Source organism: Chitinophaga sp. YIM B06452 (assembly GCF_039655965.1).
Taxonomy (GTDB): Bacteria; Bacteroidota; Bacteroidia; order Chitinophagales; family Chitinophagaceae; genus Chitinophaga.
Genome location: NZ_JAWLKY010000005.1, coordinates 282,049 through 298,425, shown reverse-complemented (window position 1 = coordinate 298,425; position 16,377 = coordinate 282,049). Strand labels below are relative to the sequence as shown.

13 protein-coding genes are annotated in these 16,377 nt (G+C 50.1%); 2 read left to right on the top strand and 11 right to left on the bottom strand.

Annotated elements, in window-relative coordinates:
- Positions 1–9 precede the first annotated feature (9 nt).
- Positions 10–465: a 5-(carboxyamino)imidazole ribonucleotide mutase gene (gene purE, locus R3I13_RS22815; RefSeq protein ID WP_346320291.1), complete on the bottom strand. Its 456-nt coding sequence runs from the start codon at positions 463–465 to the stop codon at positions 10–12.
- Positions 466–687: 222 nt separating this feature from the next.
- Here purE and R3I13_RS22810 point away from each other — a divergent pair, with 222 nt between their 5' ends.
- Positions 688–3,294 carry a PAS domain-containing protein gene (locus R3I13_RS22810; protein ID WP_346320290.1) on the top strand — a complete coding sequence of 869 codons (2,607 nt, stop codon included), beginning with the start codon at positions 688–690 and terminating at the stop codon, positions 3,292–3,294.
- Between the two features lie 7 nt (positions 3,295–3,301).
- A complete protein-coding gene (locus R3I13_RS22805; protein ID WP_346320289.1) occupies positions 3,302–3,694 on the top strand; it encodes a response regulator in 393 nt (130 codons plus the stop codon).
- Positions 3,695–3,777: 83 nt separating this feature from the next.
- On the opposite strand, the gene rpe is transcribed toward R3I13_RS22805, so the two are convergent.
- The 10 genes from rpe to R3I13_RS22755 all read right to left on the bottom strand — a co-directional run bounded on the left by rpe (position 3,778) and on the right by R3I13_RS22755 (position 16,376).
- Positions 3,778–4,440 (bottom strand): ribulose-phosphate 3-epimerase, encoded by a 663-nt coding sequence (gene rpe / locus R3I13_RS22800; RefSeq protein WP_346320288.1) that lies wholly within the window; start codon positions 4,438–4,440, stop codon positions 3,778–3,780.
- Positions 4,441–4,466: 26 nt separating this feature from the next.
- Positions 4,467–5,273 (bottom strand): tetratricopeptide repeat protein, encoded by an 807-nt coding sequence (locus R3I13_RS22795; RefSeq protein ID WP_346320287.1) that lies wholly within the window; start codon positions 5,271–5,273, stop codon positions 4,467–4,469.
- A gap of 21 nt (positions 5,274–5,294) precedes the next feature.
- Entirely contained in the window at positions 5,295–6,590 is a 1,296-nt protein-coding gene (gene thrC, locus R3I13_RS22790; protein WP_346320286.1) for a threonine synthase, read from the bottom strand.
- Between the two features lie 4 nt (positions 6,591–6,594).
- Positions 6,595–7,536: a homoserine kinase gene (locus tag R3I13_RS22785; protein ID WP_346320285.1), complete on the bottom strand. Its 942-nt coding sequence runs from the start codon at positions 7,534–7,536 to the stop codon at positions 6,595–6,597.
- 8 nt (positions 7,537–7,544) lie between these two features.
- On the bottom strand, positions 7,545–9,986 hold the full coding sequence (thrA, locus tag R3I13_RS22780; RefSeq protein WP_346320284.1) for a bifunctional aspartate kinase/homoserine dehydrogenase I: 2,442 nt from the start codon (positions 9,984–9,986) through the stop codon (positions 7,545–7,547).
- 411 nt (positions 9,987–10,397) lie between these two features.
- The gene (locus R3I13_RS22775) at positions 10,398–11,222 is read right to left on the bottom strand and encodes a hypothetical protein (protein ID WP_346320283.1); all 825 of its coding nucleotides are present in this window, start codon (positions 11,220–11,222) and stop codon (positions 10,398–10,400) included.
- Between the two features lie 4 nt (positions 11,223–11,226).
- The gene (locus R3I13_RS22770) at positions 11,227–11,637 is read right to left on the bottom strand and encodes a hypothetical protein (protein WP_346320282.1); all 411 of its coding nucleotides are present in this window, start codon (positions 11,635–11,637) and stop codon (positions 11,227–11,229) included.
- Between the two features lie 7 nt (positions 11,638–11,644).
- Positions 11,645–14,695, bottom strand: a complete 3,051-nt coding sequence (locus tag R3I13_RS22765; protein ID WP_346320281.1) for a hypothetical protein — start codon at positions 14,693–14,695, stop codon at positions 11,645–11,647.
- Positions 14,696–15,387: 692 nt separating this feature from the next.
- On the bottom strand, positions 15,388–15,858 hold the full coding sequence (locus tag R3I13_RS22760; RefSeq protein ID WP_346320280.1) for a hypothetical protein: 471 nt from the start codon (positions 15,856–15,858) through the stop codon (positions 15,388–15,390).
- A gap of 47 nt (positions 15,859–15,905) precedes the next feature.
- Positions 15,906–16,376 carry a hypothetical protein gene (locus R3I13_RS22755; protein ID WP_346320279.1) on the bottom strand — a complete coding sequence of 157 codons (471 nt, stop codon included), beginning with the start codon at positions 16,374–16,376 and terminating at the stop codon, positions 15,906–15,908.
- Between the last annotated feature and the right edge of the window lies 1 nt (position 16,377).

Below are 16,377 nucleotides of genomic sequence, written 5' to 3'. Positions count from 1 at the left end.
ATAACTGAGCTAGACCCGGTATCCGTTCTGTTTGAACGCTTCTACGCGTTCGGCTGTTTTTTTGTCGCTCAGGGCAATGATCCTTGCCGCTAACACTGCCGCATTCCTTGCACCTGCTTTACCTACCGCCAGGGTGCCTACCGGCAGGCCCGCGGGCATTTGCACAATGGAATACAGGGCGTCCACACCGCCGGGTAAACCGCCTTCCAGGGGAACACCCAGCACCGGGAGGGAGGTATACGCGGATACCACGCCCGGCAAAGCGGCTGCCATACCAGCTGCTGCAATAATCACACCATAACCCTGGGGTTGGGCATTGATCACGAGTTCGCGCACCTTGTCCGGATTCCGGTGGGCCGATGCCACGATCATTTCACTTTCAATGCCAAAATACTGGAGGTAATTCTGCGATTCCTGCATAACAGGCTTATCGCTTTCAGAGCCCATGAGAATTAAAACTTTCATCCTGTTGTTTGAATATTAATCTGCTATAGTTTAACGTAAAATCGGAATTATTGTTTCCTGCCCAAAGATATTTAAAAGTAAGGAGCCCACCGTGGAATCCCCCTGTGAATTTTTTGAAAACAATACATAACAGCCTTTATCACATATTAATAGCATGAATTTGTATAATATAATCCCTACATTTGGCCCATCCCAACCGCCTATGCCAAAGTGAACAATTCCATGAACATTGCCCTGCTGAGCCAGGTGGTGGAGGCATTGCCGGACCCCGTAGCGGTGTTTGACGCACAATTGCGGCTGGTTGCCATGAATAGTGCCTTTATCGGGGAGAATAAAAAATACCTGGCTATAGCGTTGGAGGCAGGGGACAGTATGTTACGCCTTTGTGATGCCGCTCCGCACATCAAAGACGACGCGATCGAGCACTGGCAGCGCGCCCTCAGCGGCGAACGCTTTGCCTATGTCGTGCCCTTCGGGCAGCCCCCCGTTCATTTCAAGATCAGCTACAGCCCCCTTTACGGCGACAACAACACGGTGCACGTGATGATGGTGATCCGCAACGTGGAACAGGAAAGCGAAGCGCGCCGCAACGAACGTTTCTTCCGCAGCGTGCTGGAAAACCTGCCCGTCGGCCTCCAGGAATTTACGCCGGATGGCTGGCACCGCAATATGAACACCGCCCAGCGGCAGATACTCGGCGAAGGCCACCCGGCCAATCATGGCCCCTACAACGTGTTCGGCGACGCCTTCAACCGCCGTACCGGCCTCACCGCCCTGCTCACCGAGGTCAAGCAGCGCAAAGGCCCTGTCAAAAAAGAAATGCTGCTGCGTTATGCCGAGCAGCACGACGGCAACGTAACCCGCATCCTGCCGCTGTATTACGACGTGACAGGCTTCCCCGTGCTGGATCTGCAGGGGGAGATCGCCTACCTGTTCATCATCCTCAGCGAGATCACGGAAAAGAAACTGGCAGTGCTCAGCCTCGAAAAAAGCGAGCGCCTGCTGGATACCATCGTAGAACATTTGCCCGTCGGGTATATCCAGTTCGATAACTTCGGGTTCATTCGACGGGTGAACCAGACGCAGCGGCGGTTCTTTGCCGGCACCGGCCTGGAAGAACAGCCGGACAGCAACCTCATCCAGGATCCCTTCGCCCGGCTCTTTGAGCTGGACCAGCTTTTTATGCAGGTGCTGCAAAAAGGCAAAATGCTCAGGCTGGAAAAGAAGGTGGAGTTCCAGGTGCACAGCAACGGCGGAAAAGCGGACCGCGAAGTGTTCCTGGACCTTACCATGTTTCCCGTGGAAGATCCGGTAGACAAGGACCAGATCGTGGTGGCGCTGGTGAATGATATTACCGAGAAGAAACGCCAGGAGCTGGAAAACACCAAAACGCACGAGTTCCTCATGCAAACCGGCGAGATCGGCAAGATCGGCGGCTGGGAGGTAGACATGACCACCCGGCAGATGCGCTGGGGCGCCCAGACCTACAAGATCCACGAGCTGCCGCCCTTTACGCATATGACCTACGAAAAGTCCATGTCCTTTTTCACCGAAGAATCGCGGAGCCGGGTAGAGCAGGCGGTGAGCATATGCATGCAGCGGGGCAAGGCATTCGACCTGCAGATCACCGTGAATACCGCCAGGAACAACGTGTTGCAATGCCGCATCATCGGCAAGCCCGAATACCGGAACGGCCGTATCGTGCGCATCTACGGCGTAATACAGGACGTGACGGAACAATTCAGGATACGCAACCAGCTGACGCGGAACGCAGAGCTGATGCGGCTTTTCTTTGACACCATAGACATGGGGTATGCCGTGATGGACAAAGACGGCAAGGTGAACTTCATCAACCGCAAGGCGCAGGAGATCGTGGATCACGGGAAAGTGATCGGGCGGAATATCTTCGAAGTATTCCCCACCCTCGTGGGCTCCACCTTCCACGCCCGCGTGCAGCAGTGTATGGCCCTGCAGGCCCCCGTTTCCTTCTCCAACTACCTGCCGGCTACGGACAAGTGGTACGAATTCCTGCTGGCGCCCATGCAGGACGGGAATATCTCCATCTTCACCCGCAACATTACCGACAGTAAAAAGATGCAGCGGGAACTGCGCAAGGCCAACGAGCAGCTTTCCTCGCTCAATAAATACCTGGTGAACCAGAACAAACAGCTGGAAGATTTCGCGCACATCACCTCACACAACCTGCGCGCGCCCATCGCCAACCTGAAGGCGCTGATGCAGATCATGAACGATACAGACGGCGAGCAGGAAAAAGAGCTGTACCGCAGCATGTTCCAGGAAGTGATCCGGAATATAGACGAAACGCTGAACGACCTCATTGAAGTAGTGCAGATCCGCAAAGACCTGAACGTGGAACGGGAACGGCTGGTGTTTTCCGAGCGGTTGCAGAAAGTGAAGGACATCCTGTTCGTGGATATTGAGACCAGCGGCATAGAACTGATCACAGATTTCAGTGAAGCGCCGTACATTGAGTACCCGCGCATTTACCTGGACAGTATTTTGCAGAACCTGCTCACCAATGCCATCAAATACAGGGCGGCTGGCCGGAAGCCGAGGCTGACACTGCAAAGCAGGCTGGTAGACGGCGGGGTGATGCTGACGGCGGAAGATAACGGGATGGGGATAGATATGGAACGGTACGGGGCGAAACTTTTCGGGTTCAGGAAAACGTTTCATAAGAACAAGGATGCCAAAGGAATAGGACTATTTATAACAAAGAGCCAGATCGAAGCAATGGGTGGAAGCATTCATGCTGAGAGCCAGCCTGGCGCAGGAACCAAATTTATCATTACCTTCAGCCCCGAATAGCTAATCTATGGAGCCGCTACGATCGATCTTTATAGTAGACGATGACCCTATACATCAGCAGATCACCGAGATCATGCTGGACCGGTTACGGGTTACCAATGACGTAAAAAAATTCTCCGATGCGCAGGACGTACTGGATCATATCCGCCTGAACATCGCGGAGCCCGCTTCCCTGCCGGATATCATCCTGCTGGACCTGAACATGCCCGTGATGGACGGTTGGGAATTCCTGGAAGCCTTTTCTGCCGTACGCGGCACGCTGCCCAAACCTGTGAAAGTTTATGTGCTGACTTCTTCCATCGACGAAAGGGACCGCCAGCGGGTGAGCAATTTCGATTTTGTGGAAGGGTACCTCACCAAGCCGCTTACCAACGATATCATCCTCGGGCTGGCGCGTTAGGCGCTTTTGTATATGAAAATTCCAGGCAAACCCTGCCTGGAAGTACGTTTGTTTTGCTTCCAAATGCCCTGCCAGGGCACTGTTCAGCCATTATGTTTCAGCGCGCGGATCATTTCCACGGGATCTTTCGCTGAGAATACGGTATTGCCGGCCACCAGCACGTCCGCGCCGGCCGCCACGACCGCCCTGCTGTTTTGCAGCGTTACGCCGCCATCCACTTCGATCAGCGCTTCCGAGCCGGAACGGGTGATCAGTTCTTTTGCCTGCCTGATCTTTTCGTAAGTGCCTTCAATAAAATGCTGGCCTCCAAAACCGGGGTTCACGCTCATGATCAGCACCAGGTCCAGGTCTGCAATAATATTTTCGAGCTGGCTCACGGAAGTGTGCGGGTTAAGGGCTACGCCGGCCTTCATGCCCAGCCCCTTGATCTGCTGAATGTTCCGGTGCAGGTGGCGGCAGGCTTCGATATGAACGGTGAGTATTTGTGCGCCCGCCTTGGCAAAGGCTTCCGCGTATTTCTCCGGCTCTTCGATCATCAGGTGCACATCGTTTACCTTCTTGTTCACTTTGGCAACTGCGGCAATCACCGGCAAGCCAAAGCTGATATTGGGCACAAAGCGCCCGTCCATCACGTCCAGGTGCAGCCAGTCGGCCTCGCTGTTGTTGATCATCTCCACGTCTTTCCCTATTTCCAGGAAATTAGCGGACAGTAAGGAGGGGGCGATAAGCGGTGTTTTCTTTTCCAAGCGGGATGATTTTAAGGATTACAAACCTACTGATTTTTAACGGAATCGAGGAGCTGCCGGGCTTCCGGGAAGTTCTTCCGGAAGGAGAGCGCCTTGGTGAGATCGTCTATGCCGGCGGGCCTGTTGCCCAGTATGAGCAGGGCGCGCCCGCGGAGGTAGAATGCATCGGCATTGGTAGGGTCAGCCTTCGCAGCCATGTTGTAATGCGGCAGGGCTTCTTTCCATTTCCCGTACCGGGACGATAAATTGCCTAACCCGATGTAAGCCCGGCTGTACGCAGGGTCTTGCTGAAGGGCGTAGACATATTTTTGCCTGGCCTGCGCTTCTTTTCCCTGGAGGTCGTACACTTCGCCGGCGGCATAGCTGGCTTCGGCGGAAAGGGAATCTATCGAAGAAGCAAGTGTATACAGGGAAAGGGCCTGGTTGTAATCTTTTTTACCAAGAAGCAGGTCTGCCGTAAGCATTACAGCTTCGTATTCGCTGCTGTCTTTCCGGATGCCGATGGCTTTGGTGAGATGCGAAATGGCCGTGGCGGTGTCTTTCCGGTTGAGCGAGGTTAGACCGTAGATGTAAAGAGCATTGGGAAGCGTGGAGGGATGTTTTTCGAGAACGGCGGCCTGGCTGTCAGCCGCGGGATAATTCCCCTGTTGGATCAACGCGTTGGCGAGATAGATGCGGGTGGCGGCGTCTCCGGGTTTTACCTGCAGGTCTTTTCTCATGTTGTCTATCGCCACGCTGAGGGAATCTGTTACAACCGGTGTTTTCTGCTCCGTGCCGCTTTGCTGGCAGGCGGCAAAAAACACCGGTATGCATAACACATATAAAAGTTTCATAGTCCCAAACATAGGGAATTTTTATTGCATCAGCCATGCCTTCATGTCCGCGTAATCCGCGTCCATCAGCACCGATTCTTTGCGGTGGCCGTTCATTTGCTGCACGCGGTCCGGCGCGGCAATGGCCTCCTGCAGTTCGGCGGGCATGGTGTTGGCAAACTTCACCGGGTGGGCGGTTTCCAGGAAAATGCCGGTTACGCCGGGATGCTGCTGCATGTATTTTTTCAATCCAAGATATCCTACAGCCCCATGCGGGTCCATGAGGTATTGGTGGTCTTTGTAGACTTTTTTCATCGCGGCCGTGGTTTCTTCGTCCGTGAAGCGGTAGGCGGAGAGGGAGGCTTTCAGCGCTCTTTCGTTTTGTGAGAAGAGTTGAAGGATGCGCACGAAATTGCTGGGGTCCGCCACGTCCATCGCGTTGGAAAGCGTGGGAACAGCATTATGCGGCTCATATTTCCCGTTTGCCATGAAGCGGGGCACGGTATCGTTCACATTCGTTGAAGCCACGAAATGCTGTATGGGCAAGCCCATTGCGGCGGCCATCATGCCTGAACAGATATTGCCGAAGTTGCCGCTGGGTACAGATATCACGGCTTCCCTGCGCCACTGCTTGATCTTGCGGTAGGCCATGAAGTAGTAGAACATCTGCGGCAGCCAGCGGGCCACATTGATGGAATTGGCGGAGGTAAGCGGGCGGCGGGCCTGCAATTCGCCGTCGAGGAAGGCGGTCTTTACCATGCGCTGGCAATCGTCGAACGTACCTTTGATCTCCAGTGCGCGGATGTTGCGGCCCAGCGTGGTGAGCTGTTTTTCCTGCAAGTCGCTCACTTTGCCGGAAGGGTAGAGGATCACCACTTCCACGCCCGGCACATCGTAAAAACCATGCGCCACGGCCCCGCCGGTATCGCCGGAGGTGGCTACCAGCACGGTAACGGGCTGCCCGGCGTCGCGCCTGAAATAACCCAGGCAGCCGGCCATGAATTTGGCGCCCACGTCCTTGAACGCAAGGGTAGGGCCGTGGAATAACTCCAGCGCATATACGTTTTCTTCCACTTCGCGCAGCGGGAAGGGAAAGGTGAGCGTTTCGCGGATGATCTGCGTGAGGTATTGCACAGGTATATCGTTGCCCACGAATGGCTGTATCACTTTGCGGGCAATGTATTGCGGGTCGTATTCGTCCAGCCGTTCTATGAAATCCTTGTCCAGCCTGGGTATTTCCGAAGGGAAATACAGTCCTTTGTCCGGCGCCAGGCCCTGGATCACTGCTTCCCTGAAGGAGGCGCGGTGCTGGTGGTTCTGTAAGCTATAGTATTGCATGGATTTAAAGGTTTATGGCTTTAACGCCGGAGTGGCCGATGCGGGACACGTGGATGTGGTAATCCACGCCCAGCGGCGCGTAAATAGTTTCCATCATGGCGGCCACGGCCCTGGCGTTAGCTTCGCCTTTGCTGAGCATGAACACGGAAGGGCCGCTGCCCGAAATGCCGCCGCCCAGGGCGCCTGCTTCTTTGCAGCGTATTTTCAGGTCGTGGAAGGCGGGGATGAGAATGGAACGGATTGGCTCCACGATCACGTCTTCCAGCGCGCGGCTGATGAGGCCGTAATCTTCGGTGTAGAGGCCTGATACAAGCGCGCCCACGTTGCCCCACTGGCGGATGGCGTCTTTCAGCAGCACCTGTTGTTTGAGGATGCCCCTGGCGTCCGCCGTTTTCACTTCTATCTGCGGGTGTATCACGGTTACCCAAAGGTCCTGCGGGGTGTGCAGCCTGATCACATCCAGCGGCTGGTAGCTGCGCACGAGCGTGAAGCCGCCGAGGATGGCGGGGGCCACATTGTCCGCATGCGGCGTGCCGCAGGCCAGTCTTTCGCCTTCCATGGCAAAGCGGATCAGCGCTTCGGGGGAAAAGGGATTGCCCAGCAGCATATTGCCACCTACCACTGCGCCTGCCGCGCTGGCGGCGCTGGAGCCGATGCCGCTGCCCGGGTGGATGTTCTTTTTGATGGAAATTTCCATACCGGTCTCCGGCTTGCCGTATTCCTGTAAAAGGGCCATGAGTGCCACGCCGGCCACGTTCTGGGAGGCTTCCAGCGGAAGGTCTGCACCTTCGATGGAAGTGATGCGCACGCCGGGTTTATCGCTCAGGCTCAGTTCCATTTCGTCGCCGGTGCCTTCCAGCGCAAGCCCTATCACATCGAAACCACAGGCCACGTTGGCAACGGTGGCGGGAGAGAATACCTTTATTTTATTGTTTGCCTGGTTCATATCTTAAATTATCGAACGGTTCTGATGATGTCTGCAAATATGCCGGAAGCGGTTACGTCTGCCCCGGCGCCGGCGCCCTTCACGATCAATGGCTGTGCGGAATAACGGCTGGTGGTGAACAGCACGATGTTATCCTTTCCTTCCAATTGGTAGAACGGGTGCTGCGGCCCCACGGACTGCAGCCCGACGGATGCTTTGCCGTTGTGATAACGGGCTACGAACTTGAGGCGTTCGCCCTTGTCTGCCGCGGATCTCAGCAGCTGCTGGAAATGTGCGGCATGTACATCGAGCTGTTCGTAGAAAGCAGGCACGTCTTTCGCATGCAGGCATTCCGCGGGCAGGAAGGATAGGTTCTCTATGTCTTCCATTTCCAGCACCGCGCCGCTTTCCCGCGCCAGTATGAGTATTTTCCGCATCACGTCTTTGCCGCTCAGGTCTATGCGCGGATCGGGTTCGGTGTAACCTTCGTCCTGCGCGGCTTTTACCACCTGCCTGAAGTTGGCGCCGTTCACGAAATGGTTGAATACGAAGTTGAGGCTGCCGCTCAGCACCGCTTCGATGGTTTGTACTTTATCGCCGCTGCGCACCAGGTCGTTCAAGGTGTTGATAACGGGTAAGCCCGCTCCCACGTTGGTTTCGAAAAGGAAGGAAGCGTTGAACTTCCGGGCAAGGTCTTTCAGTTTTTTATATTCCGCATAGGCGGAAGAGCACGCGATCTTGTTACAGGTTACCACTGAAATGCCATTGCGCAGGAAATTACTGTACATGCCTGCAACGGTATCGCTGGCGGTATTGTCTACAAACACGCTGTTGCGCAGGTTCATGTCCAGGATATGTTTGGCGAACAATTCCTGGTCCATTTCATGGCCTGCTTCCAGTTCCTCTTTCCACTGGCCGAGGGAAAGCCCGCTTTCGGAGAAACGCATCTTGCGGCTGTTGGCCAGGGCAATGATGCGCACCTGCAGGCCCAGTTCGCGAAGCAGGTATTCCTGCTGCAATTGCAGCTGTTCCAACAGCTTGCCGCCCACGTTGCCAGTGCCCGCAACGAACACGTTCACCTGTTTGGTCTCTGATTCGAAGAACGCTTCGTGTATCACGTTCAGCGCTTTTTTTACATCCGCTTTATTGATCACGGCGGAGATATTTTTTTCCGTAGAGCCCTGCGCGATAGCCCGCACGTTGATGGCGTTGCGCCCCAGTGCGCCGAACAGTTTTCCGCTCATGCCATGGTGGTTCTTCATATTGTCGCCTACTACGGCCACGATGCAAAGGTCTTTTTCGACGATCAGCGGCTCGATGCGCTTGTCGTGTATTTCCTGTACGAACTCACTGTCTACCGCAGCTTTGGCGCTGAGCATGTCGCTTTCGAGGATGCCCACTGTGATAGAGTGTTCCGACGAGCTTTGGGTGATGAGGATCACGTTCACCTTTTCGCGCAGCAGCGCGTCGAACAGGCGTTTGGAAAAGCCGGGAATGCCCACCATGCCGCTGCCTTCGAGGGTAAGCAGGGCGATCTTCTGTATACCGGAGATGCCGGTAACGGGGAAAGGTTTTTCGCCGTTGTCCTGTATAAGCGTGCCGTAATCGTCCGGTGCAAAGGTATTTTTGATCCAGATGGGGATGCGGCGGTTCATTACCGGCTGGATAGTGGGCGGGTAGATCACCTTGGCGCCGAAGTGGGAAAGTTCCATGGCTTCTTCGTAAGAAATGCGCGGGATGGCGATGGCCTGCGGCACCAGGCGCGGGTCGGCGGTCATCATGCCGCTCACGTCCGTCCAGATCTCCAGTACGCTGGCATCCATGGCGGCGGCGATGATGGCGGCGGTGTAATCGGAGCCGCCGCGGCCGAGGGTAGTGGTGTCTTTATCCGCATTGGAAGCAATGAAACCCGGCAGCACGACAAAGTTGGCGCTTTGATGCTGGAAGAAGGTGGTCACCTGGTGGTCGGTCACGTCAAAGTCTACCAGGGCGTGACCATGCTGCGCGTCGGTGAATATGAGGTCGCGGCTGTCTTTCCAGGCGGCGTTCAACCCGGTCTGCTTCAGTTTTTCCGCTACCATCCAGGAGGAGAGGAGTTCGCCGAAGCTCATGATCTTATCCTGGCAGCGTTTGCTGAGTTCGCCTACCTGGAAGATGCCATCGCAGAGGGCTTCCAGCTGGTTGAGTTGTTTCTTCACCTCGCTGAGGAGGCTGCTTTGTACGGTGATGGGGAATAACGCGCGGATGGTATCGAGGTGTTTGGTCTCTATTTCCTGGAGCACGGATTTATATTGTTCCTGGCATTGCCCGGCCAGCTGGCCGCATTGGATCAGTTTATCCGTGATGCCGCTCATGGCGCTCACTACGATGGCCATGTTGCCTTTACGTTTGTATTGGGCTACGATACTGCAAACCTGCTCGATGGCTGCGGCGCTGCCTATGGAAGTGCCGCCGAATTTTAAAACTTGCATGGAAAGGAAGTGTTGAATGGATATAAAAGGGATGTTCCCTGCTTTGCGGTGTGCCAGTATTACCTGGCCGGTGGACGATATGAAAAATTAACCCCGCGATGGGGTTGTGGTGGTTGTGGTGGTAATAATAGTGCCGTACACGCCGGAGGAGAGTGAAGCGATACGGATTATATGTGAGTTGAATAAATGCACTATTATTTTATGACTTTAGTATTACAAAGATTGGGAATTAAAAGCGAAAATACAAAGGGGTAAGACAAAATTTCGAAAACATTTAATGTCGGGGAAACATGGGGATTTTTATACATTCTTTGTAAAATCGCTTTACTGTAGTGGCTTTGAGTGATAGGAGGGGATGAGAAAGCGGACAAGTTGCCTTTAAAGTCTATTACAATTTTGTGACAATTTGTGTTATTTATGGACGTTCACTTTGGTTTCTTCTTCCAGTTCGAATTCTATCTCTTCCTCATAAAAAGCGCTGCAAATCAGCCAGGTCCAGATATGGGCGGTAAGCAGGGTAAACAGGGCGATAACGACGGCAGAAGAGTACTCGCCGCCGGGCAGGCTGAGTATGGAAAAAAGAACGGGGCTGAGGAGAATGGTATGGAGATCGTAAAAGACCGAAGTGATCAGCGAGGCCAGTATGAAACCCGTCACCATCAAAATTGCCAGCTTACCCCTGTAAGGCGCTATGCTGGCGGCGCCTGCGCCTTTGATAAAAACGATGCCCGCAAAAGCTGCGGCAGTTACCTGGGTGAGCAAGAACGTAAAGTTCATCGCCCATAAATAGTAAGTATTGGCCCGGTCAGCCGTCTGCAACCCTTCCGAAGCAAAAGCGGCGGACCTTTTGAACGTGAGGTACATCCCGATAAACACGAATAAAATTTGCAGCAGGCTCAGGGAAATGAAACGCAGCCAGGCCACCTTAGGCGTTTGGCGGGAAAGTTCCGCAAAAGAGCCCGGAGCCGTACTGTTGCGGCTGAAAGCCGCCGCCGTGAGCCCGCAGCCGATAACTGTTGCCCAGCAACCACAACGCAGGCTGTTGCTCAGCAGGTAAGTAGGGGGATCGGTCAGATTCTCTTCAGGCATGAAGACCATGCCCAGCACGCTGATAATAACCCCGCCGGCCAGAACGCCGATCACGAAAAATATAAAAGCGGCGGTATGCATCAGTCCGGACCATTGTTTGTTATGCTGCCGGATGAGTTTGCCGAAGGCGGTGAGGGATGTCCACATGGTTTTATTCTTTTAATATCAAAGCCTGGATAGAATCTTTTTGTCGTTGCTGTTTCAATCGCTGGGCCAATTCGAATTGATCACGGTTTTGTGTTTCCCTGCTTTTATACCTAACGAATCTCTCTTTTCCCAGTATTTCCGCATAGATTGAATCTTTTTGTTGCTGAACCCTGTCAAAAGCCACGGCGAACGCTGGAGTATTCCGATACAACGCCATCACTTCCTTCTGTTTCTGACGCGCAATTTTATTTGCTTCAAATAAACGCTTTTGCTCAGTCTCGGTCAGTTCAAACTGCTTTTTCACTTCACTGACTGATTTGAGAGAAACGAGGGAATCAACAGCCTTTTCGTCCTGCGCAAAGGATGAAAGGCAGCTTAAACATGCAACTATTATGTAAAATAAGCTTTTGTGCATATGTCGGTTATTGGGCGGTTTTATATTCTATTTTCTTTATGATATTGTTGTTTTCATCCCTGATATGCTCAAGCCTTCCATGTTTATCATATTCGTAGAAAATTATTTCACCAGCTTCATTTGTAATCGATGATATGCCGACAGCCGGAAGATGTGTGTAGGTGATTACCTGGGCCTGGGAGTTAGCAAGGCCTGTACGGATCTTATTAAGTTCTGTTCTTAATGCAGCATCGCTGGACGGGGCCTGGAGAATATTATTATTGATGAAGCTGCTCACAGTAGCTACATCCGATCCCGTTACTTTGGCCACCACATATTTATTGTTATAGCCCCATAATAACACCTCTTTTATATTATTTGTCTTGTATGCTTCCCTGAGGTTGCCGGTTGTGTCGTAATTGGATAGATTGACTATCGTGGAATCAGCGGTTGATGTGAATTGTTTTATTTTACCCGGGTATTTTTTAAAGGTGTGGAAAAATTCCCAGCTGTTTTTTGTCCCTTGTTGTAAAATGGAATCAGCCCCGGTTTTTAAATATGTGGTTGTTTCTATTGGTTGCAGGTAGTTGTACTTAAGTAAAGTGTCCTTCATCGTTCTTTCAGCAGTGCTCAAACCTAATTTAAAATCTGAGAGAACATTGTATGGGTAACGGTACCATGTTTCCTGTATACTGCTGTCACTATGAGTTACTTTCACTCGTTTTATGCCTGACCGGTAAAACTCATCGTTGTAGGTATACTCTGTTTTGGTCTGAAAGTCGCCATTGGACGAATAAACAGTGCTCCATTGAGTTTTGGGCACGGGTTCGGGGCGGACAAGAAGGCTGCAATCCTGGCCACAAGCCAGCCAGGTTTCCCGAACATAAACCGCCGCCCTATGTCCGTAAATTTGAGCCGGAGGTATAGGTTGATAATAAAATTCAGTGCTGTCGTTCCTGATCAGGCTGCCGCTTTGATCGTAGTGTTTAAGACTCATCAGCTGACCTCTCTGATAACCATGATTAATAGCAGGGACGGGCGGAAAGAAAAGTAAATTTGATGCGTCAGTGTCCTGCGTAAAGGTGAACAACTGATCGGTATACCCATTTTGCTCTTCAATTACCCGGACGTTGGGATAACATACATATGAACCTTGCTGGGAGTTTAAAGGATAGGCACTATAAGAAGAAATCCGCATCAGGTCGCAATTTAGTTCTTCGCAACCGTTTCTGCTGAGGATAGCAGGAACAGAAACGAGCATGCCGCTACTCAGGGTAGTGTCTGAAGGGAGATAATATTTATACCAGGTTTTAAGATGTTTGTTGGTTAGTGGGTCGTAGTCATCTATCATGCTTATCCTAAGCCCGCCTGCGTCCCGGTGGGTTTTATAGAATGTTTCCCCGTACCTGGAGATGGTGTTTGGCGACATATTTAGTTCCCGCCACCATAAAAACACCTGGCTGAAGTTGCCATCGAAATTATAATATAGCTCGAACCTGTAGTTACCATTGGGCAGGAGATAATAATTATCCAAATCATTCTCAATCTCAGCAAGTGTGGTTTCGAAGGCGCCGTTCTTATCAATTATCCGCACAAAAAAATGAGTCGACCAGCCGGACAACAGGAAATGTAATAACGATGAACCGAAGCTGCTGTTGATAGTAATATCCTTTGTATAAGCCGGCTCGTCCAGCGGATAAGGATTACCAGCCGGATATTCAAAGTAGGTTTCCGATGTGTGATCATTAAGATCCGGTTCTATATTTTCGAATTTGTAATATGTGTTATATAATACCTGGTTGCCTTCGTAAGTAAATTCGCGATAGCCGCCTGAAGGGAAAGTTATTCTTTTTAGCGTATTGGCACTTGTATAGGCATGGTTGATGCGCCGTTCGGCATGATTTTGTACGGCTACTGTTTTGCCCTGGTAATAGTACAGCCCATTCGGGATAATGGGCCCTCCGCTGGTGCCTCCATTGAAGAATCCCCAGTAGTCCGTTGACCCTGTGAGCCGGCTGGGAAGATTCTCGGTTTCGATATAAGTGAAGGAATGTGTTATGGAGTCTGTGCCGGTCACGGGAAGTTGCGACATATTCAGCAGCTTAAGCCGTTTATTTAAATTATCGTATGTTGGAGATGCGCCGGGTACAGTAAAATAGCCATAGTTAAAATGGAACCGTTTTCTGATGTTGTTGGACTCATCGAGCACTTGCATACTATCCGCCTTTAGCGCACCCTGAAAGTCGAATCGATTACCGTACCAGAACACGACTTTTTCGCCACCCATCCTGATTTCCTTTATAAACGTTTCATAGGCGTGGACATCCGAATAGTAATTAGCGCCATTGTAGTCTCCCGGGGTACAGCCCATCTGGGAATCACCGATACCGCCAAAAAATTTTACTTCAAATGCCTGCCTTCTCGCTTCATAATGAAAAGCTCCTTGCTGGTATGTAAATGAAGCAAGCTCTGTTCCATTGATATCGCAGATCTGCATAAGCTGCCAGCCCGTCGTGTAAAAATCTGAGGAATTATAGTTGGTGGCACTGGTACTTCTGTCTTTATTTGTTCCAAAATAGTAAGTGATGCCTTTGTCATCTGTTATTGTGAACCCGGCGAAAAGAGAATCCGAAGGTGAAGGCAGATTTGTTTGCCACAGTGGCTTAACGATAAAGTCCTTTTGCTGATCGAGCAGGTGAATATTTCTATTGATGTCGAAAGCGAAGCGCCCGCTTCTGCCATTGAAGGTAAACATAAACAGGTCCGGCTCAAGGTCCAATCCGCCTCCTGAATAAAGTTCCATATGCCACCTGCTATAGTCAAACATGTGAGGTTTGATAGAACAATCCAGGTAGCCGTTAGTGGTTGTTTCATCCGGGAGGCCGTTTTTTATGCGCGTGATTGTCCCGCCAGCCATCAGGTTCCAGCCCAGCCCTACTGAGCTGGCAATTTCTTCTACCTTGATTCCTCCTGCGTTGTAGCTTAGGGCAATAGGAATGGTCTGCCCCTGTCGTGTTACAGTATGTAACGGAATATCAATAGGAGGTATGCCGGTAAAAGAGCCGGTGGGCTTCTCCATTGTTTTGAATAAAGAGGCCGTATTAGGAGGAAGCGGGGTCAGGGTGCTTAGCGTGTTGTATTCCTGCCCGTTTATTACTGGGGATATTATCAGTAAGGCCAGGCATACAGCGATAGATTTACAACGCATAGGGAATATGTTTAGGGCATTTATGGTTTGAGGTTCATTGGGTCAATAATTAGCCTGGTTCACGTCAAAACGATGCGTTTTGTTTGTACTGTCGACATAAATATATAGATAGTATGGGAAAGTTACCAAGCCGGAAAATCTATACCAGGTATTTTTTCGCAAGCTGCCAATGGTTTCTGATTTTGTTTCAAACTTATTTGATAGCCAATAAAAATTTTCTTTTTTATTAAAGTACACTTTTCGTTTGGCATATTTTTCCCCATTATATTTAACGTTGGCTTCAAATGAGAATGATGTGTCGAAGTCAAATTTTTCCAGTAGTTCAACATATGATACTTCTGAAAAAAGGTTTATAGTACTGTCATTTTTTAGAATAAGTTTATCAATTGTTATTGCATTCGCTTGCTCATCCCAATTCGAATTGGTAATATAGTCCGCTGTTATCTCTATTTTTTTCTATCAGGCGGCAACTTGTAAGGCTTATAATCGTGATGAGTATAACAATTTTTTTCATATGACTATCGTTTCTAAAGATGGTTCTCGCATGTATTTTGTAACCCATATTAATAATTGGACTGATTTACATCAAAACGATGCACTTGGCTTGTGCTGTCAACGTATATATAAAGGTAGTATGGATAGGTTAATAGGTTGGAAAATTTATACCAAGTATTCTTTTGCAAGGTGCCAATTGTATCTGTTTGTGTGTCCCCCTTGGTTGTCCACCACAAAAAATTATTTTTTTTGTTAAAAAAAACTTTTCGGGTAGAATAGTTTTCACCATTATATTTGACGTTGCCTACAAATATAAATGTAGTGTCGTCTTCAAGTTTTCCTAATAGATCAATATGAGTTAAATTCGAAAAAGGATTTATAGTACTATCCTCTTTTACTTTGAGTTTATTTATTTTTATTGAGTTTACACGTTTACTCCAGTTCTCATTAATAACATATTCCGCTGTTATCTCTATTTTTTTCTTCAGACATCCTGTAAGGCTTATAATGATAATAAGTGGAACGAAAAACCTTTTCATGACTATTATTTTAAAAGCGGAATAGATGTTTGTTTTGGAATCCAATATCACCAATTGGATTGATTCACAGTAAAACGATGTACTTTGTTAGCACTATCAACATATATATAGACGATGTAAGGGTAGTTTCCTAGACTGGAAAATTTGTACCATGTATTTTTTTGTAAGCTGCCGATGGTTTCTATTTGTGTATCCCCCTTAGTCGTCCACCATAGAAAATTATTTTTTTTATTGAAAAAAACTTTCCGGGTGGAATACTTTTCTCCATTGTATTTAACGTTGCCTACAAATATGAAGGAGGTGTCGTCTTCAAGTTTTTCCAATATTTCAGCCTGATTTAAATTTGCAAAAGGATTTATTGTGCTATCTTTTTTTAATCGAAGCTTATTGATTTCGATGGAGTTTACATGCTCACTCCAATTCCCGTTAATAATATAATCCGATGTTATTTCAATTTTCTCCCACAGGCATCCCGTGAGGCTCACGATCATGATGAGTAAGACAATATTTTTTTTCATA